The 19,725-nt window shown below is 32.6% G+C and carries 16 protein-coding genes; 6 read left to right on the forward strand and 10 right to left on the reverse strand.

The window, feature by feature from the left end; translation table 11 throughout:
• Positions 1-22: 22 nt before the first annotated feature.
• From DM444_RS17835 to DM444_RS17865, 7 genes are all read right to left on the reverse strand, one after another.
• Positions 23-1,276: a CinA family nicotinamide mononucleotide deamidase-related protein gene (locus DM444_RS17835; RefSeq protein WP_111289094.1), complete on the reverse strand. Its 1,254-nt coding sequence runs from the start codon at positions 1,274-1,276 to the stop codon at positions 23-25.
• Positions 1,277-1,455: 179 nt separating this feature from the next.
• Positions 1,456-1,800 carry an Hpt domain-containing protein gene (locus tag DM444_RS17840; protein WP_008468078.1) on the reverse strand — a complete coding sequence of 115 codons (345 nt, stop codon included), beginning with the start codon at positions 1,798-1,800 and terminating at the stop codon, positions 1,456-1,458.
• Positions 1,800-2,411, reverse strand: coding sequence for a fumarylacetoacetate hydrolase family protein (locus tag DM444_RS17845; RefSeq protein WP_111289096.1), 612 nt, complete (start codon positions 2,409-2,411; stop codon positions 1,800-1,802). Before DM444_RS17845 ends, DM444_RS17840 begins: the two co-directional genes overlap by 1 nt.
• Positions 2,412-2,498: 87 nt before the next feature.
• Positions 2,499-3,269: a 3'-5' exonuclease gene (locus tag DM444_RS17850; protein ID WP_111289098.1), complete on the reverse strand. Its 771-nt coding sequence runs from the start codon at positions 3,267-3,269 to the stop codon at positions 2,499-2,501.
• 220 nt (positions 3,270-3,489) lie between these two features.
• The gene (locus DM444_RS17855) at positions 3,490-4,863 is read right to left on the reverse strand and encodes a dihydrolipoamide acetyltransferase family protein (protein WP_111289100.1); all 1,374 of its coding nucleotides are present in this window, start codon (positions 4,861-4,863) and stop codon (positions 3,490-3,492) included.
• 84 nt (positions 4,864-4,947) lie between these two features.
• Positions 4,948-6,111, reverse strand: coding sequence for a glycosyltransferase family 2 protein (locus tag DM444_RS17860; RefSeq protein ID WP_111289102.1), 1,164 nt, complete (start codon positions 6,109-6,111; stop codon positions 4,948-4,950).
• Between the two features lie 30 nt (positions 6,112-6,141).
• Positions 6,142-7,323, reverse strand: coding sequence for a BamA/TamA family outer membrane protein (locus DM444_RS17865; RefSeq protein ID WP_239455711.1), 1,182 nt, complete (start codon positions 7,321-7,323; stop codon positions 6,142-6,144).
• Between the two features lie 89 nt (positions 7,324-7,412).
• Between DM444_RS17865 and DM444_RS17870 the strand changes: the two genes are divergently transcribed.
• Positions 7,413-7,655, forward strand: coding sequence for a hypothetical protein (locus DM444_RS17870; RefSeq protein ID WP_162614994.1), 243 nt, complete (start codon positions 7,413-7,415; stop codon positions 7,653-7,655).
• A gap of 121 nt (positions 7,656-7,776) precedes the next feature.
• On the opposite strand, the gene DM444_RS17875 is transcribed toward DM444_RS17870, so the two are convergent.
• Positions 7,777-8,967: a DUF5009 domain-containing protein gene (locus DM444_RS17875; RefSeq protein ID WP_111289106.1), complete on the reverse strand. Its 1,191-nt coding sequence runs from the start codon at positions 8,965-8,967 to the stop codon at positions 7,777-7,779.
• Between the two features lie 112 nt (positions 8,968-9,079).
• On the opposite strand from DM444_RS17875, the gene DM444_RS17880 reads away from it, so the two are divergent.
• Positions 9,080-9,817, forward strand: coding sequence for a tyrosine-protein phosphatase (locus DM444_RS17880; protein ID WP_111289108.1), 738 nt, complete (start codon positions 9,080-9,082; stop codon positions 9,815-9,817).
• A 4-nt stretch (positions 9,818-9,821) separates the two neighbouring features.
• Here DM444_RS17880 and DM444_RS17885 read toward each other — a convergent pair whose 3' ends face one another.
• Positions 9,822-11,240, reverse strand: a complete 1,419-nt coding sequence (locus DM444_RS17885; protein ID WP_111289110.1) for an undecaprenyl-phosphate glucose phosphotransferase — start codon at positions 11,238-11,240, stop codon at positions 9,822-9,824.
• Positions 11,241-11,366: 126 nt separating this feature from the next.
• Here DM444_RS17885 and DM444_RS17890 point away from each other — a divergent pair, with 126 nt between their 5' ends.
• On the forward strand, positions 11,367-12,332 hold the full coding sequence (locus tag DM444_RS17890; RefSeq protein WP_111289113.1) for a T9SS C-terminal target domain-containing protein: 966 nt from the start codon (positions 11,367-11,369) through the stop codon (positions 12,330-12,332).
• A 171-nt stretch (positions 12,333-12,503) separates the two neighbouring features.
• On the opposite strand, the gene DM444_RS17895 is transcribed toward DM444_RS17890, so the two are convergent.
• Positions 12,504-13,967 carry a M28 family peptidase gene (locus DM444_RS17895; protein WP_111289115.1) on the reverse strand — a complete coding sequence of 488 codons (1,464 nt, stop codon included), beginning with the start codon at positions 13,965-13,967 and terminating at the stop codon, positions 12,504-12,506.
• A 341-nt stretch (positions 13,968-14,308) separates the two neighbouring features.
• Between DM444_RS17895 and DM444_RS17900 the strand changes: the two genes are divergently transcribed.
• The 3 genes from DM444_RS17900 (at position 14,309) to DM444_RS17910 (ending at position 19,723) form a co-directional block, all read left to right on the forward strand.
• Positions 14,309-14,896: an RNA polymerase sigma factor gene (locus tag DM444_RS17900; RefSeq protein ID WP_111289117.1), complete on the forward strand. Its 588-nt coding sequence runs from the start codon at positions 14,309-14,311 to the stop codon at positions 14,894-14,896.
• A 221-nt stretch (positions 14,897-15,117) separates the two neighbouring features.
• Positions 15,118-16,158 (forward strand): FecR family protein, encoded by a 1,041-nt coding sequence (locus DM444_RS17905; RefSeq protein ID WP_111289119.1) that lies wholly within the window; start codon positions 15,118-15,120, stop codon positions 16,156-16,158.
• A 265-nt stretch (positions 16,159-16,423) separates the two neighbouring features.
• The gene (locus DM444_RS17910; protein WP_162614995.1) at positions 16,424-19,723 is read left to right on the forward strand and encodes a TonB-dependent receptor; all 3,300 of its coding nucleotides are present in this window, start codon (positions 16,424-16,426) and stop codon (positions 19,721-19,723) included.
• The last annotated feature ends 2 nt before the right edge of the window (positions 19,724-19,725 follow it).

Here is a 19,725-nt window from a genome sequence, read left to right on the forward strand (position 1 = left end):
AATAAACCATTGTAGCAAAAAATTATTGCACAATTTTTAAAATTTCTTTCTGCAAAATTTCTAAACTCTTGACAGATGCCCTATCTATCACTTTTTCACGCGGTTGTCCGAAGTTAAATTCTTCAACAATTACTCCGTTTGGTGTTGCCAAAGCTATAAAAACAGCACCTATTTCAGCATCTGAATCACCTTTTGAAGGACCTGCATTGCCTGTCGTAGCAAGCGCATAGTCCGTTTTAAGCAAATCTTTAACACTCAAAGCCATAGCCGATGCGACCTCAGCGCTTACAACAGAAAATTGATCAATTAAACTTTGTGAAACTCCCAAAACATTTACTTTCACTTCTGTTGCATAAGAAACAATACTTCCTTTAAAATAATTTGACGAACCTGGAACAGCAGACAGTAATGAAGCAATTCTTCCTCCTGTACAACTTTCTGCTGTCGAGATTGTTTTATTTTGTTTAGAAAGCAGTTTTCCTATTACCGTTTCAATTGTTTCGTTTTCTTCATAACCTACAATTATATCGTGAATTATAGCATCTAAAGACTGAACATTAGATTCTATTGCTTCTTCTAGTTCTTCTTTATTGGTTCCTCTTGCCGTTAAACGCAGACGAACTCTTCCAGGATTTGGCAAATAAGCCAGTTTTATAAATTCCGGAAGATTATTTTCCCATTGTTCAATACGTTCTGCAACTAAACTTTCGCCCTGACCATAAGTCAAAATAGTTTTATGAATAATATAAGGACGTTTGTATTCGCGAACAATTTTTGGAATTATTTCTTCTTCCATCAAATATTTCATTTCATAAGGAACTCCTGGAAGCGAAATAAAAACTGTGCTTTCTTTCTTCATCCACATTCCTGGCGCAGTTCCAACTTTATTATGCAATACTGTACAAGTTGACGGAACTAAAGCCTGATCTTTATTCAGTTGAGAAATTGGTCTTTTATAAAAACCTTCAATCAATTCTGTTACGTGCGCTAAAACTTTTTGGTCTACAACTAACTCATCATTAAAGTATTCGCAAAATGTTTTCTTTGTAACATCGTCTTTTGTCGGACCTAATCCGCCTGTCACAATCACAACATCTACCTTGTTTTGCAATTGAGCAAAAGTGTCTAGAATATGTTTTTTGTCGTCGCTGATGGATAGCATTTCTACTACCTCAACCCCAATTCGATCTAATGATTTAGCAATAAAAGCCGAATTTGTATCTACGATTTGACCAATTAAAATCTCATCTCCAATAGTGATAATTGCTGCCTTCATATCAGTGAAATATTTTAGTTTCTTACATTAAGTAAGCTATAAATTTATAAGTAGAAAATTTAAATTTTGTCTTGGAGGAAGGTATTAACGGCTTTTACAAAATATAAGCCGCTTACAAAATTTAAAAACGATTTTGACTTATTCCTTATTTAAATAGAAGGAATAAGTCAAATTTTATATTAAAGATCAAAGTCTTTTTTAATTTCTTTAATCGCTTCTTTTACTTGTACTTTAATACTTTTAAAAGTTTCGATAATGTCTTTTTTCTTGCCTTCAGCTTTTGTCCACGCTTCAACTTGCAAGATTTCTTCAAAAGCCACATTTAGCCCCATTAAATCTAAAGTTGGCTTTATTTTATGTGCGTATGAATAAGCATATTTATGATCCTTTTTCTTAATTCCCTCTTTGATTTGTTTTAAATCTTCTGGAACTTCTGTAACAAATAAAGTTAAAATTTGATTTACAAATTCAGGATCGTTATCTGAAAGCGCATATACTTTCGAAAGGTTGTATTTTAAAGCCATTATTTTACTTGTATTCTGAATAATTTTTTATCTTCTAAAAAGCCTTCTAAAACATCATTTGGTTTTACAGCCGCAACACCTGCTGGCGTTCCTGTAAAAATAATATCTCCAATTTTTAATGTAAAAAACTGAGACACATGAGAAATCAATTCATCGATTTTCCAAAGCATCATACTTGAGTTTCCTTTTTGTACTGTTTCTGAATTGCTTCTTAATTCAAAATTAAGATTTTCCATAGAAACAAAATCAGTTTTTGGTAAAAAATCACCAATAACCGCTGAACCGTCAAATGCCTTGGCTTTTTCCCACGGAAGTCCTTTTTCTTTTAGTTTACTTTGTAAATCGCGAGCCGTAAAATCAATTCCGACACTAATTTCATCATAGTATTTATGAGCAAATTTTGGCTCAATATATTTCCCGACTTTATTAATCTTTACGATTATTTCAACTTCATGATGAACATCTTCAGAAAACTCTGGAATTACAAACGGATGCTGCTTCAACAAAACCGCAGAATCTGGTTTCATAAAAACCACCGGTTCACTTGGACGCTCGTTTTTTAATTCCTCAATATGATTGGCATAATTCCTGCCGACACAGATAATCTTCATTCTTTTTATAGGTTCTAAGATTCTAAGACGCTAAGGTTCTAAGAAAGCAAAAAACTTAGCATCTTAGAACCTTAGTACCTCAGCACCTTATTTTGTATTTAATTTTCTCAATTTAATTGCTGTCAAAACTTTTTTGGTGTACAACGGAAAATCAGCATTTTGAATCCAGCTGAAATATCCTGGTTCTGTTTCTAGAATTTTATACACTTTTGCACCTTTATGTTTTCCAAAAGTAAAAATTTCTTCGTCATCTTGATCAAAAGCAATCATCCCTGCAAAATCGGCGATTTTTTTACGAGTTGTAAATTCAGACAATGATTTCATATCATTTTCTAATTCTGGATAACGATCTAATTGCGCTTTTAAAATTTCATAAGTTGCCATTGTATCAGCTTCAGCTGAATGGGCGTTGTCTAAGCTTTTTCCACAATAAAACTTCAAAGCCGCACTTAAAGTACGTTCTTCCATTTTATGAAAAATTGTTTGAACATCTACAGAAACTTTGTTCTTCATATCAAAATCAACTCCCGCACGAAGCAATTCTTCAGCTAGAAGCGGAATATCAAAACGATCTGAATTAAATCCGCCCAAATCACTATCTTTAATCATATTATGAATGTGCGGTGCAAGTTCTGCAAAAGTTGGTTCGTTGGCTACTTTTTCATCAGTTATACCATGAACGGCAGTTGTTTGTGGAGGAATTGGAATTGTTGGATTAACCAGCCAGGTTTTACTTTCTTTGTTTCCGTTAGGAAAAACTTTGAATATTGAAATTTCTACGATTCTATCTTTACCGATATCAATTCCCGTTGTTTCGAGATCAAAAAAGCAAATTGGTTTGTTAAGTTTTAATTCCATTTCTAATTTTTATAAGTTTACAAATGTAATTTTTAAAGCCGAATATCTTCCTTTATTCTGATTTTTTTTGTCGAAAAATGCTTTCAAATCCTAATTTTAACTTTTCAAAAATAAGTCCTACACTGGACTACGCATTTCTACTTAATTCTTTTCTTACAAAACAAAAAAAAATCCGACAAGTTTAAAACCTGTCGGATTTGAATTTATTTATAATTGATTTTTAGAAATCTCTATCTACATCAAAAGCTTCTAAATATTCTGCTACTCTTTTCACAAAACTTCCTCCAAGCGCTCCATCAACAACTCTATGATCATAAGAGTGAGACAAGAACATTTTTTGGCGAATTCCGATGAAATCTCCTTCTGGAGTTTCGATAACCGCAGGCACTTTACGAATCGCTCCAAGTGCTAAAATTCCAACTTGCGGCTGATTGATAATTGGCGTTCCAAAAACACTTCCAAAAGTACCAACGTTTGTTACCGTATAAGTTCCGCCTTGCGTATCGTCTGGTTTTAGTTTTCCAGCTTTTGCACGGTTACCTAAATCGTTAACCGCTTTTGCCATTCCAACCAAATTCAATTGATCTGCATTTTTAATTACAGGAACAATTAAATTTCCGTTTGGCAATGCTGCTGCCATTCCTAAATTGATATTTTTCTTTTTAATGATATAATCTCCGTCAACAGAAATATTCATTCCAGGGAAATCTTTCAACGCTTTTGCAACTGCCTCCATCATAATTGGAGTAAAAGTCAATTTCTCGCCTTCTCTTTTTTCGAAAGCCGTTTTAACTTTATCTCTCCATTTTACAATATTTGTTACGTCTACCTCAATAAAAGATTGTACGTGAGCCGAAGTTTGAACTGAAGCTACCATATAACCTGAAATCAGTTTACGCATTCTATCCATTTCCACAATTTCATCGCCTCCGTTTACAGAAACTGGAACTGCTTGCTGGCTTTTTTGAGCAACAGGTTCAACTGCCTTTGGAGTTTCCGCTTTTGGAGCTTCAACTTTAGGAGTTTCAACAACTACTTTTGGAGCCGCTTCAACTGTTTGTGGCGCTTGAATAGAACCTGATTTACGATCTTCTACATATTTTAGAATATCTTCTTTCGTTACTCGTCCGTCTTTTCCTGAACCAGCAATATTTTCAAGTTCGTTTAAAGAAATGCCTTCTTCTTTTGCAATATTTTTTACTAATGGAGAAAAGAATTTATCTGATGTTGAGAAATCTTGAGAAGTTGCTACCGTTTCCTTAACCGCTTCAATTGTTTTTTCAATTTCTGCAGCTTCTGCTGGCGCAGCTGTTTCTTCTACAGTATTTGCTACTGCAGTTGGAGCATCTCCTCCTTCAGTTTCAATAATTGCAATAGTCTGTCCTACTTGCACTAAATCATCTTTACCAAACAATTGCTCAACTAAAATTCCTGATACTTCGCTAGGCACTTCGCTGTCAACTTTATCTGTTGCAATTTCGAGTACGGCTTCATCAGCCTCAATTTTGTCTCCAACTTCTTTCAACCAATTTGTAATAGTTGCTTCAGCGACACTTTCTCCCATTTTAGGAAGCTTTAATTCAAATCTTGCCATATTGTTAATCTAAAAGATGTTTTTGATTTTCAGATTGCGAAATTAATGAATATTTTAAACATAAATTACACTTAATATAATTTTTTACTCAATTTTTACAATTTGCCCTCTATCATTTCTGGAATCGCTTCCAATAATAAAATGGGCATTTTTGGGTAAAATTTTAAAAGTAATACTCTTATCTTTAAGAGTTTCTATGATTTCGATACATTTTTTGAACGAAATGTATCGATTATCCAAAATGATTTCGACCTTTTTTCCCTTAAAAATCAGGTACGAATTTACCATTTTTTCTTTCGGGATTTCTAAAAAGCTTACTTTATTTTTTAAAGTTAAAGCTATTTTTTGAGAGAAATCTTCATTTAAAGAATAAAAAACATACGATTCTGGATTGGGTTTTATTCTTGTTTTACCTTGAAACATTTTTATAAAAGAGAAAAACCAAGTTCCGATTTGGATAAAAAAACCAAAAAACAATGGTTTCTTAAAATGCTTTTGATAAAAGAAATTCATTGCTTCCTGAAAATGAAGCATATATTTTTCGTCTTTTATTGTGCTTTCTCCTTTATAATGCAAAACAGTTGTTTCATGAAAATAATAGTTTGTCTTTTCTTTCAGCAACGCGCGATAAGACAAATCAATATCGTCAGCATACATGAAACAATCTTCATCAAAACCATTTAAATCTTCATATAGTTTTCTTTCTAAAAACATAAAAGCGCCAACTAGAATATCCACTTTTCCAGTTTGATTTTCATTTAAATGCTGTGCATAATATTGATTAAAAAGTCTGGTTTTAGGAAAGATTTTATACAATCCGAAAATTTTTGTGAAGGAAACCCAAGGCGTTGGAACTCCGCGTTTGCTTTCTGGAAGAAATTCTCCTGTTCCGTCAATTAGCTTACAGCCAATGATTCCGAGATTGTTTTGCCTTTCGGCGAAAGCCAGAATCTTTGTAAAAGTATCTTCCACAACAACGGTATCAGGATTTAAAATACAGATGTATTTTCCTTTCGCTTGACGAACGCCAATATTATTGCCTTTTGGAAAACCAAAATTCTCTTTGTTTTCAATCAGTTTTATGTCTGGAAATTTTTCTTTCATCATCAAAACACTTTCGTCTGATGAATTATTATCCACTACAATAATTTCAGCATCGATTGATGCAATTGCTTCCTGAACACTTAAAACGCATTGTTCTAGAAAGTAACGCACATTATAATTGAGAATAACAACCGATAATTGCATGAATATTGATTCTGTAGATTTTGGCCGAAGTTAGAAATTTTCTGATAACCCCAAACGCAGAGACCAATCGTTTTTACTAATTCCGTAATCCAAAGCTAAATTACTTCCGTTTCTTTTATTCCATTTTATACGGATTCCAGTTCCTACAGCGGGATTCCATTTTCTAAATTGATAAGTATCTATTCTTGAAACTGAAGAAACATTGGTAAAAAAAACTGCTCCAAAAAAACCGTTTCGGCTAATGTCTGTACGATATTCGGTTTCAAAATAAGCCAAAGCATTACTTCTATATCTGTTTTTAGTAAATCCGCGACCCGTTTTTCCTTCACGATCCCAGCCTATACTTGGCAGATCCAAATAATGAGGTTTTCCTCCAAACGTTGACCAAAAAAAAGCTCTTGAAGCCCAAACCCGATGTTTGGTTTTGCTAAAAGAATGATATTTTCTGGCATCAAAATACAAAGACTGCCATTTATCGCCCTCAACTCCGCTGGTATTAATTCGGAAATCGGCTTCAACATATAAACCCTGTTCCGGATTAATAATGTTTTCTCTAGAATCGTAAAGACCTTGAAACGCAAAACCAAACGAAGTTTCGTTAGAATAATCGCCATTCATGTATTTGTAATAATCAGTTTCGCCGTCTATATAAGATTCTTCCGAAATGTTCTTATAATTATCCAAAAGAAAACCAACTCCGAGTCGATAATTACCGACAATCTGCCTCGTTATAAACTGATAAAAACGCCATTGCTGATAATCGAGTGTTGACATTTCTTCTTTAGAATCGTGTTCTCCCAAACCATAAGTGAGCTGCGGATAAATCATATAACGATAATCTCCAATAAGACTCCATTTATTATCCTTCGAATAAATATAAGATTGAATTGGAAACACAAATTGTTTGCTAAAACTAAAATAAGGTGAAAAGGTAATCTGAGACATTCTAGTCGTTTCGGGATCGCCCAAATAAAATGTAGTCAAAAAAGAAACAACCAAACCAGTGCTAGAATTAACTCCAACAGGAACTGGCAACAAAGAAAAAGTCAGTTTTCTTTTTCTTTCTGGACGAATAGTATCTTGCTTGTCAAAAACCCTATGAATAACATCTAAGATATCTCGCGTGCCCACGTCTGTGCTATCATTTTGAGCCTGACAAAACGATCCTATTAAAAATAAAACTAAGAAGTATTTAATTTTTAAACCACTCACACACAATATTTTAAAAACCGTCTCTTACAAATTTAAAATTTTATTAAGAATAACAGTCAAAATTTTGGGTGAATAAAAAAGAATTTCGAATGAATCAAAAAGTTATATTTGAAACACTAAATTGTTTGATTTTGAAAACCTTAAATATATTTCGCCTTTGTATTTTTCTTCCATTGATTGTAATCTTTGGTTTTTCGGTAAGCGATCAAAAAAAAGAAATAGATCTCGTAAATATAATTTTAACGCAAAGTACGCAAAGATTTTTTCGCAAAGTGCACAAAGAATTTGAGATAAATATTTTAAAAAAATACAAAGCTCACAAAGCTTTGTGAACTTACCCTTTGTAAAACGCACTTAAAAAACTTTGCTCCCTTTGCGAAAAAATCTTTGCGTACTTTGCGTTAAAACATTCTCTCAAAAATTCTTTGCATTAAAAAAATAGTTTCAATAAAACTATAATTGCATCTGAATTTTATATCTATTTAGAATTTTCATTACAAAAAGCATAATTATCGAAAATACTAAAGACCACAGAATTCCTGGGACTCCTACTCTGAAATATCCTGGAATAATATGAAAGTTTATAAGCTTACAGAAATAATAAATAACACCTGGCAAAATATAAATCAATAACGGATTTGCTGCTGCAGGCATGAAAAATTCACTCCATTTGGTTTGTTTTTTAACTTCCATTAACCAATACAGAAAATAGAACAAAACAGTACAGATTGCCGCTGAAAACATAGTCCAAGAAGGCGTTCCTTTTATTTTTGAAATTCCGAAATACGGACGAAGTAAAATTGCTGTCAGCGTAAACAAAACAATAAACCCAATTACAGGCCAATTAATTTTTGAACTGATTTTTCGATCGAAAAACAATAGCGAAATTATTACTCCTGCTGAAACTAAAGAAGCATGAGTAAGATGTCCGGCAATAAAACTAAGCCATGACGTATTTTGAACAAAAGAGTTTTCGGTTAAATTAAGAGAATTCATTGTGACAGAAAAGATTAAAAATCCAATCATTGCCCATAAATTTCCCGAAACCAGCCAATAATAAATTACTGTAAATAAATACGCCCAACCAATCAAACCTAGAATTCCCCACCATTTTGGCGTCATTCCTCTTTCTCCAGTATCTTGAATATATAAAAAGTAGAGTGCAATAAGAACTAAAATTCCACCATATTGCAATACATTTTTCAACCAAACAGGAAAATCTTTTGGGTATTTGTTCCAAATTGGAATTGGCATTGCGTAAGCCAATAATGCCCAAAATGCTGGCTCAATAATCATTTTTGCTGAATCGTAACCATATTCAGCATTAACCATAAAAACACCAATTATTATAAGTGCCAATGCTCTTTTTAGCGTGTGTGTCCAGATTGTTTTCGGGCTATCCCCTTTAATCAATCTGGCATTAAAAGCAAACGGAATCGACATTCCAACAATGAATAAAAAAGCAGGAAAAACTAAATCAACAAAGGTCATTGCATCTGCATCTGCTGGCATATGTCTCATCCATTGTGGAACATTAGTAATACTTGCCAGTTCGTTTACAAAAATCATCACAAAAATGGTAATTCCACGCAAAGCATCTATAGAAATGATTCTCTGATTGAATAAATTCTCTTTTATTTTCATAATTTTTTACTTTTTTACTAAAAATCAAATATAACATAATTCTAAAATGTCTTATTAGAAATTCTAGATTAATTTTGTACTCTAATAAATTGAGTCACACATTTTTTACCCCATGTTGTCATTTTTCAAATCTAAACCCATTTTAAAAGAGCTATTAGACGGTAGTTTTGTAGATATTCATTCTCACGTCCTGCCAGGAATTGATGACGGAGCAAAAAATATTACCAAATCGATTGCGCTTTCAAAATCTCTGAAAGAATTGGGTATTTCTCAAATTATTACAACTCCACATATCAATCATTATGTTTGGAACAATTCTCCTGAAATTATTCAATCTAAACTTCAGGAAACCCAAAATGCATTAAAAGAAAATAAAATTGAAACCCCAATACGGGCTGCCGCAGAATATTTTATAGACAGTTGGTTTGAAAATCATTTTAAAGAAGAAAAGCTGCTTACCTTAAAAGACAATTATGTTTTGGTGGAGATGTCTTATTTAAATGCTCCTTTAAACATTTATAAAACAATTTTTGAAATACAAGTTGCAGGTTATATTCCTGTTTTGGCACATCCTGAAAGATATGTTTTCTATCATAATAAATTTTCGGAGTACGAAAAATTAAAAAATGCTGGATGTCGTTTTCAGCTGAATTTACTTTCTACAGTAGAATACTACGGTTCTAAAATCACTAAAATGGCCGATGAACTTTTAGAGAAAGGAATGTATGATTTTTGCGGAACCGATGTTCATCACAAAAAACATATTGAAGCTTTTGATAATAAGCTAAAAATTAAAAATATAAATCCTTTAAAAGAGGTTATAACGAATAATCAGTTTTTTAAATTTTAAAAATCTAATAAGCGTTTTCTTCTCCTTTAAAAATATTAATAACGGTTTTAACTATAATTCTCATATCGAGCAGAAAACTCCAGTTTTCGATATACCAGATATCGTATTCCACTCTATTTTCCATATCGCTTAAAACCTTAGTTTCGCCTCTATAACCATTTACCTGCGCCCAGCCAGTAATTCCTGGTTTCGCATATTGACGCACTAAATAATTACTTATCAAATCACTGTATTCTTTAGCAAGTTTAACCATGTGCGGTCTTGGCCCTACAACAGACATATCTCCCCAAAAAACATTAAAAAACTGAGGTAATTCGTCAATACTGGTTTTACGAATAAAAGCGCCAAATTTAGTAATACGGGCATCTCCTTTTTCAGCTTGTTTATTGTGTGCTAAAACATTAACATGCATACTTCTAAATTTCAAGCACGTAAAAGTTCTATTATCTCTTCCTGATCTTTTCTGTTTAAAAAATATTGGACCAGGCGATTCTAATTTTATAATAATCATGATTATAGGAAAGAGCCACGGAAAAATCAGCAATATTACCAGACTTGAAAAACAGACATCAAAAATCTTTTTTATAACCCTGTTCGAAGCGAACTCCATTGGTTCTGTACGAAACATTAAAACAGGAGTGTTTTCATAAAAAGTAACTTCTACTCTGCTTGCTTTTGTGTAGAGCTGGAAATCTGGAATAAATTTTATACGAACCATATTCTGTTCGCAAATCCTAATAAGTTCATTAATTATCTCGATGTTTTCAATGTGTAATGCAACATACATTTCATCGATTTTCTTATCAATTACAAAGTTTTCTACGTCATCAAATTGTCCGATGATAAGAGCTGGATCAACGGTTGTTTCTATATTTTTTTTATCAAAAAAACCTAAAAATCGATATCCGTAAGTCAAATCTTTTCCGAGTACTTTACGAATTCTTTCTCCACTTTCATTGGCACCGACGATTATAAATGTCTTAAAATTATATCCTTTACTTCTAATATATTTTAGAAGTTTCATAGAAAAAAACCTTGTAAACATTAGCAGACCAAAAAAGATCAAATAAAAATATACCATTCTAAGCCTTGATATATCGCCATATTTCAGGTAAACAACCGAAACAGAAATTAAAGCTGCGTGAATTGAAATCTTTTTAATTGTTCTCCATAAAATAGACTCTATAGGTTCTATACGAATGCTTCTATTCGAATCGCTTTGAAGCAATAATGCAATCCACACTAAAGCTGCCAACAAAGAAACCGTTCTTTCTTCTTTGGACAACAATTTATCTAAACTTCCAAATCTTGCCAATGCAGAAAGCACTGTTGCTAAATTCAGTAATATAACATCTACCACAACAAACAAAAGCTTGAAGTAACGCGAAATTCGGTAATGCGATAGTTGTTGTAAAATTTTCATGACGGAGTTCAACTTTATCCTAAAAGACAAAAAAATGTCAAAAATAAAATCGATGCAAAATAACATTTAAATTATATTTTTTGGTACTTATTTTCTTCTAATTATTTAAAACTTTACCTTTAACGTATGTTAAAAATTATAGTCTTCTTTTTTGCCTTTACTTCTTCGATATATTCGCAAATTTCGGCGTGTACAGATCCGAAAGCTGAAAATTACAATGCCGCAGCAGAACAAAATGATGGAAATTGTAACTATAAAAATTTACATCTAAAGCCAGAGTATTCTATTCGTTTAAGCGATTCCATAAAGGAAACCTCGGGATTAATTGCTTTCGAAAATTTGCTTTGGACGCATAATGACGATCACGATACAACCATTTACGGATTATATTCTTTGGGAAAAATTAAAAAGAAAATTGTTCTTCCTGAAGTTATCAATCATGATTGGGAAGAAATCGCGCAAGACAGTACACATATTTTTATTGGTGATTTTGGAAATAATTATTCAGGGAACAGAACTGATTTGAAAATTCTTAAAATCGAAAAAAAATCTTTTTTAGAGGAAAGTCCGAAAATTGAAACCATTTCATTCACTTACTCTGATCAAACCGATTTTTCTCCTTCAAAACCAAATAAAACCGATTTCGATTGTGAAGCTTTTATTGTTTCTAAAGACAGCATTTACTTGTTTACCAAACAATGGAAAACGTCTAAAACTACTATTTATGTCCTTTCAAAAGAATCTGGATCTCAGATTGCGAAATTAAAATCTACATTAGACACAAAAGGTTTGGTCACTGGCGCCACTTATTTGGAAAACAAAAAACTAATTGCTTTATGTGGCTACATCAAAGTTGGAAAACCTTTTTTATATCTGCTTTATGATTTTAAAGATCACGATTTTTTATCTGGAAATAAAAGACGAATCGATTTAAAACTTCCTTTTCATCAAATCGAAGGAATTACAACAAAAGATGGTTTACATTATTTTTTAACGAATGAATCTCTTGTTCGAAAACCAGTAATAAATGTTCCACAGCAAATTCATTATTTTGATTTGAGTTCTATACTTGGATCGTATCTCCATAAATAATTTGAAGTTAATGTTTTTTAGCACATTAAATAAAAGTCAAGCTACTTTTGCAGAAGTCAAATTGAGATAAACTAACTTACCTTTTTCTGAGATTTCCCGATTAAATATTTGACAAAAAAAGGTGCTCCTTTAATTGAGCACCTGTTCTGCGTGGTTAAAAAAACTATTTGCTTATTGTTTTTTATTGATAACTTTCGGCCTTTGCAGCTCATTTGCTAAAATCCAGCCTGTACGGTATATCCATTCCGTCATTTTATGCAGTTTTGCAAAATCAATATTCTCAGATTCATCCATTGGAGTATGGTATTGGCTGTGCAGTACACTTGTAAAAAATACAGCTGGTATATTTTTTCTAGCGTAAGGCAGATGGTCTGATCTAAAATAAAAGAATTCAGGATGTTCAGGTCTGTCCCAAAGCTTATCAAGTTCGAATTTTGGCCCTTCATCATTAGCTTTTTTAGCTGCATTTACTAAATCTAAAGAATTTTGATGCGGATCACTTGAACCTAAAAGGGCAGCTTGATTAATATCATTTCTGCCAATCATGTCTCCGTTTAAGACGGCAATTATATCTTTTTCTGGTACGGTAGGATGTTCAGCATACCAACTAGACCCTAATAAACCACGTTCTTCTGAACCATGAAATACAAATAAAGCAGATCTTTTTCCTGGCTGTTTTTTAAATGCTCTTGCAATTGAGAGCATTGCAACACAAGTACTTGCATTATCATCTGCCCCATTATAAATTGAATCTTGTTCGTATTTTTGCCTTACGCCATCATGATCCTGATGTCCACTGAAAAGAACATATTCATTTTTTAATTTGGCATCTTTACCTTCCACTTTTCCAACAACATTCACCGATGGATATTTGTAGGTTTCAGAAATCACTTCGGCTGATAAATTTTCTTTTGTGTTTTTAAGAAATTCCAATTGATCGTTATGAACCCAAAAAGCGGGCATTCTAGGCGGAAGCGGCATTTTATCTCGATATCCTTCAATACCATATACACCGCGTTTCATTTGCGGTTCTACTTCAGACCAGCATTTTTCGCCAAATTCATCTGCAACAATAATAAGAGCGGCCGCACCTCTATAAGCTAAATCTTCGTAATATTTCTGCTTCACAAATCCGGGATAACGTCGTTCAAAAAGCGAGATATTATCTGAAATTCCGTCTTTTGATGCCAGAACAACAACAGCTTTTCCTTTTACATCTATTTTTCTGATTTCTTCTGCAGAAACTTTTCCTAAAAATAATATTGGCGCTTCGACTTTGTTTGTGGTTGTTTCAGCAACCAGAACTTCATTCCATAATTTAAACTCTTTTTGTCCGATTTTAAATTTGGAATTATTGGTAACCTGATGTCTGTATAAATCAAAAAACTGAAAAAAAGTGCCATCGTCTCCAGCGGGAGACATTCCGGCTTCTTTTGCTTTCTCTGCCAGCCAAACAGAAACTTTTAATTCATCTAAAGTACCTGCTTCGCGCCCATTAAAATGGTCACCAGCCATTTGGTACATATCTGTTTTAAGATCCTTTAAAGTTATAGCGCTAACCAAAGGTTTTTTTGCCATTTGTGAAAAAATCACATTACAGCTTAAACTGAATAATAAAAATAACTTCTTCTTCATAATTAAAAATCAAATTAAAGATTGAATAATTTTCTGATAAAAAAAGAAGGGTCTGAAAAAAAGACAAATCTATGTTTTTTATAAATATACTTCAAAAAAAGATAAAATTTCAATTCTATTCTGCTCAATTTTCAATAAAAACAAGACTTAACCTACAATATATCAAACATCAAAATAAAACGCTATTGAATCTTATTCAAAAGAGCATTACTTATTTTTACGATAATTTATTATTTTAATGATATAATGGTAAAACAACATTTTTCGAGGCATATTATCGATAAATAATCTTCATTTCAAAAAAAATAAATAATATTGCTAAATTGATTGTTACTAAAAACATGGCTCAAAATTCAAATATTGACGAAAAAAAACTTCTTCTTGAATTATCTCAAGGAAGTGAGCTTGCTTTTACAAATATGTACAATCAGTATAAAAATATTGTTTACTCTACTGCTTTAAGAATTACTAAGTCCAAAATCTTATCTGAAGAAGCAGTACAAGATATTTTCTTGAAAATTTGGCAGAATAAAGAAAACTTGTCGGAGATCGATAGCTTTGAAAATTACATTTATATAATCTCCCGCAATCATTTATTCAACTCGATAAAAAAAATTGCTCGAGAAACTAATCTTATAACCGAAATCAATCAAAAAGATACCGGTTTTATTGACACTGATAGTAATATAAAAGACGAACAGTATACTACTATTTTGAACCAGATTGTAGATCAGCTTCCACCTCAGCAGCAAAAAGTCTATAAAATGGCTAAATGGGACGGATTGAGCCATCAAAAAATTGGTGAAGATTTAGGAATTTCTACCGAGACTGTAAAAAAGCATATGGCTCAGGCTCTAAAATTTATCCGTCTTAAAATTTCTCCTTACATGAATATATTCATGTCGCTTCTTCTATTTTTAAAATTCTAGGCTAAAGTTTTTTCTTTCAAAAAAGCCTCAATTCGTATTTTTTTACATTTTTTTTACATTTTTTTCATTTTCGACTACTCCCTCCCCTTTTTTAAATGGTCTTTATCTAAAAGGAGCATATTAAACGTGTTCTTATCCCTGAAATTAGAAGGGCTGAAAAAAAAGAAAAAAAACTCCAATCTATCATTTACAAACAAGTACTAATTTAATTAACGAAACAAATGCAGCAAAAAAAATTCGAAGAGTTATTTGAAGGCTATCTGCAGAATAATCTATCTGATGCGGAACAGCAGCAAATGATGGAAATAATTAAGCAGGGAGAGCATGATGATTTTCTTAAGGAAAAAATTCATGGTATGCTGAAAGGAAATTACGCTATAGATGTAATGGATAAAAAACAAAGTGATGATATTCTGAATTACATTTTATCTAAACCTCAAAACGAATCTAAAGTTGTGGAACTGAATCCGAACCGTAGAAGAAAAGTAATTTTACAATCATTTTTAGTCGCCGCTAGTGTCGCTTTATTGATTGCTTTAGGTAACTCTTTGTTTTTTAAACAAAAAACAACTCTTCCTCTTGCGCCAGAGACACCAGCTGTTGTGGCACAAAATACTTTAATTGATTTTAGCGGAAAACAATTAGTGCATCTTCCTGATGGAAGTACTGTTCTTTTAAATGATAACAGTACTTTAAAATACGATCAGAATTCTTTTGACTCCGAAACTCGTGAAGTAACTCTTACTGGTGAAGCTTTTTTTGACATTAAACACAATCCAAAAAAACCATTTATCGTGCATACTGGAAAAATTCAAACCAGAGTTTTAGGAACCGCTTTTAATATTAATGCTCAAAATTCATCTAACAACATTGAAGTTACGGTTGCTCGCGGTAAAGTTCAGGTTGGTGATACCGAAAAAATATACGGCGTAATTACTCCTAATCAGCAGATTAAAGTTAACAAAAGCACTTTAAACTTTGAACAGAATAACGTAAGTGCGGCCATTGTAACCGAATGGAAAAGCAATTACTTAATTCTGGATGATATTAATATGGCTGAAGCCGCTTCATTAATTTCTCAAAAATACAAAGTACAGATTTTGATTTCGAATGATAAAATTAAGAATTGCCGAATAACAGCAAGTTTCTTAAACGAAGAAGATTTAGATCATGTATTGAAAGTAATAAGCAGTGTTATTGAAACTGAATATCATTACAATAAAGCAGGAACTGTCATTTTGGACGGAAAAGGCTGTGAATAAAAAATAAAAAAGAGATCAAGCTGACTAACCTCCTACTTAGAAAGCTTAGAAAATAAATATTAACCTTTAAAAACAGAGAACAATTAACCAAAACTAAATTAAAAAAGCCATCTAGCTCCTACACCAGATGGCCTAGATTTTTAACAATTAATCCAGTAACCATTAAAAAACAAGCAAATTTATGAAATTACGCTGTAAAACAACCATGTTTGACAGGGAAAAGAAATCATCTTTTTTTCACTTGTCAAAAAAAACAATTATGATTATGCGAATCAGTCTATTCCACATTTTTTTACTGACCTGCGGTACTCATATGATCTTCGCAACAGAAATGAGCGGTCAGAATATAGAGTCTATATCTGTTGATATTGAACTGCATAATCAAGATATTAAAACGCTGTTTAAAACCATCGAAAGTAGAACAGGTTTATTGTTTGCGTATCAGCCGCAAATCATAAAAGACTTTCCAAAAGTAACGACTCAACGAGGACGAAGAAGCGTTAGTGAAATCTTAAATTCTGTATTTCAAGGCACAAATTTGGTTTATAAACAAGTTGACAAAAATGTAGTAATCTATAAAAAAGAAGTTGCTAAAGCTCCAGAAAAAATAGAAAGTGAAAAAGATGTCGATTTTATGCTTAATGGTAAAGTGCTTGATGAAAATGGACAGCCTCTTCCTGGTGTTTCAGTTGCTGTTGTAGGAGGTAACAAACAAGGAATATCTGATTTTGACGGACAATTTTTTATCGAATTGCCTAAAGGAAAACATGTCTTGAGAATATCTTATTTAGGTTATAAAACTCAAGAAGTTACTGTTGAAAACCAAACTACAATTACAATCAAAATGCAGCCTGACTTAGCAAAATTAGACGAGGTTGTAATTATTGGATATGGTACAACTACTAGAAGAACTTCAACAGGTTCTGTGGTTAAAATTACTGCCGAAGATATTGAAAAACAGCCCATAACTAATATTCTGCAAAGTTTACAAGGAAGAACTCCTGGGGTATTTGTGACACAAACTTCTGGATATGCAGGAAGTAACATGAATATCAGCATTCGTGGAACAAATTCTATTGCGGGTGATAACCTTCCTTTGTATGTAATTGATGGGGTTCCTTACATTGGAGATGATATTAAAGAGCAGGTACAATCTGATCGAGTAATTAGAGGTGCTCAAAAATCAACAAGCCCATTAAATGTTATAAATCCAAACGATATTCAAAGCATTGAAATCCTTAAAGATGCCGATGCAACAGCAATCTACGGATCTAGAGGTGCAAATGGGGTTGTCCTTATTACTACAAAAAAAGGAGAAGCAGGAAAAACAGTCTTTACTGTAAACACCAACTCTGGAATTTCTGACGTGGCACATATGGTGAAAACTTTAGATACTCCAACTTATTTAAACATGCTACGTACAGCACTAACCAATGCTAATGCTCAGCCTAGCAGTTTCAGCACAGGAATTGCTTTAACAGATTTTGATCAAAATGCCTATACAAACTGGCAGGAAAAATTAATTGGCGGAACTGCCGATTTTACAAATTTCTCAGCAAGTTTAAAAGGAGGAAATGAAAATACAAACTTCTTATTGAGTAGTGCTTACCATAAAGAATCTACTGTTTTGCCAGGAGATTTTGGATACAATAAGTTTTCAACAAACTTTAATATTAACCACTCTACATTAAACAAAAAACTGAAAATAGGAGCTTCAGTTATTTTTTCAGCAGATGATAACAAACTGCCTTATTACGATATTACCAATTATGCTGTTAACACGGCACCCAACCACACTATTTATAATGCAGACGGATCATACTACTGGTCGCCAACTTATTTTAGTGATGTAAATCCATTGGGAGCTTTAAACAGGAGAGTTGAGGATAAAGGAAATAATTTAATTACAAGTTTTAGCCTTCAATACGAAATTGCAAAAGGATTATCTTTTAAAACTGATTTAGGATATGGAAGAGCACAAATGACTTCTGAACAATTTTTACCTGCATCGGGAATGAATAATGTGTATTACACAACAAATAATATTTCGCTGAATACATCTAGAAGCTATACGGTTTCAATTAATAATACTAACAATTTCAGTATTGATCCGCAGTTAAATTATACAACTCCTTTGTGGAAAGGTAATCTTACTGCTTTAGTAGGTGGGTCATGGCAAAATAGAAAGTCACGCATGCCTTCTTATGTAAATACTTCAGGTTACAGCTCTGACAACCTTGTAGGTATTACAGGGACTGCAGCAACAGCAACAATCTACAATGGCTCATCAGAATATAAATATGCATCTCTTTTCAGTAGGGTAAACTATAATATTCAAAATAAATATATTCTTAACGCCAATTTTAGAAGAGATGGTTCTTCTCGATTTGGAGCTAATAATCGTTATGGTAATTTTGGTTCAATTGGTGGCGCATGGGTTTTCTCAGAAGAGAACTTTCTTAAAGATAATGGTATCATAAGTTTTGGTAAACTTCGTTCAAGTTATGGAGAAGTTGGTAGCGACGCTATTGGAGATTACGGATATGCAAATACGTATTCGACTGCAACTTATGGTATTGGGAATTCTTCTATGGCGGCGACCAGAATTGCCAATCCAAATTTTCAATGGGAAGTTACAAAGAAATTTGAGGCTGCGATAGATTTAAGTTTTGTTAATGACAGAATCTCTTTCACTACGGCTTATTACAGAAATCTTTCTGGAAATCAGTTAGTAAGCGCAACTTTAAGTCCGCAGGCTGGATTTACTTCTTACCAAGCTAATTTAAATGCTGAAGTTGAAAATAAAGGATGGGAATTTACTTTGGCTACAACCAATATTCATAACAAAAATTTGAATTGGACTACTTCTTTCAATATTTCAACAAATTCAAATAAATTATTGTCTTTTCCAGGCATAGAAACCTCTAGCTACTACTCTACTTATGTAGTTGGAAATGCTTTAAGCGGTAGATATTTGTACAATTTTACAGGAGTAAATGAAAATGGCATTGCTCAGTTTGAGGATGTAAATGGAGACGGAAAAATCTCAACTGGATTTGCTCAGACAGGACTTGGCGATAGAAAATACTACGGTGCTGCTTATCCGAAATATTATGGTGGAATTTCAAATTCAATTTCATACAAAAATTTTGCCCTTGACTTTTTGTTCCAGTTTGTAAAACAAGACGGAAGAAGCCTACTTTCATCTATTGCAGTACAGCCAGGATACCCTTATGGTCTTGCTAATTATCAGGTTGATGAATATAATGAATATTTAGCGCAAGGAAATGTATTGAGCTCAAACTATCAGTCTAGTTTTTTTAATTATGCTGGATCTACAGCAACTATTGTTGACGCATCTTATATCAAACTAAAAAATGTAAGTGCAACCTACACTATTCCGTTAGATCAGGAGACTCAAAAATTCATACAAAATATACGTCTTTCTCTTCAGGGACAAAACTTAGTCACTTTTACAAAATACAAAGGATTTGACCCAGAAACCCAAGGTTTAAATTTACCTCCGTTACGTACAATTACATTAGGAACACAGTTTACATTTTAAAT

The sequence above is a fragment of the Flavobacterium ginsenosidimutans genome (assembly GCF_003254625.1).
Classification (GTDB): Bacteria; Bacteroidota; Bacteroidia; order Flavobacteriales; family Flavobacteriaceae; genus Flavobacterium; species Flavobacterium ginsenosidimutans.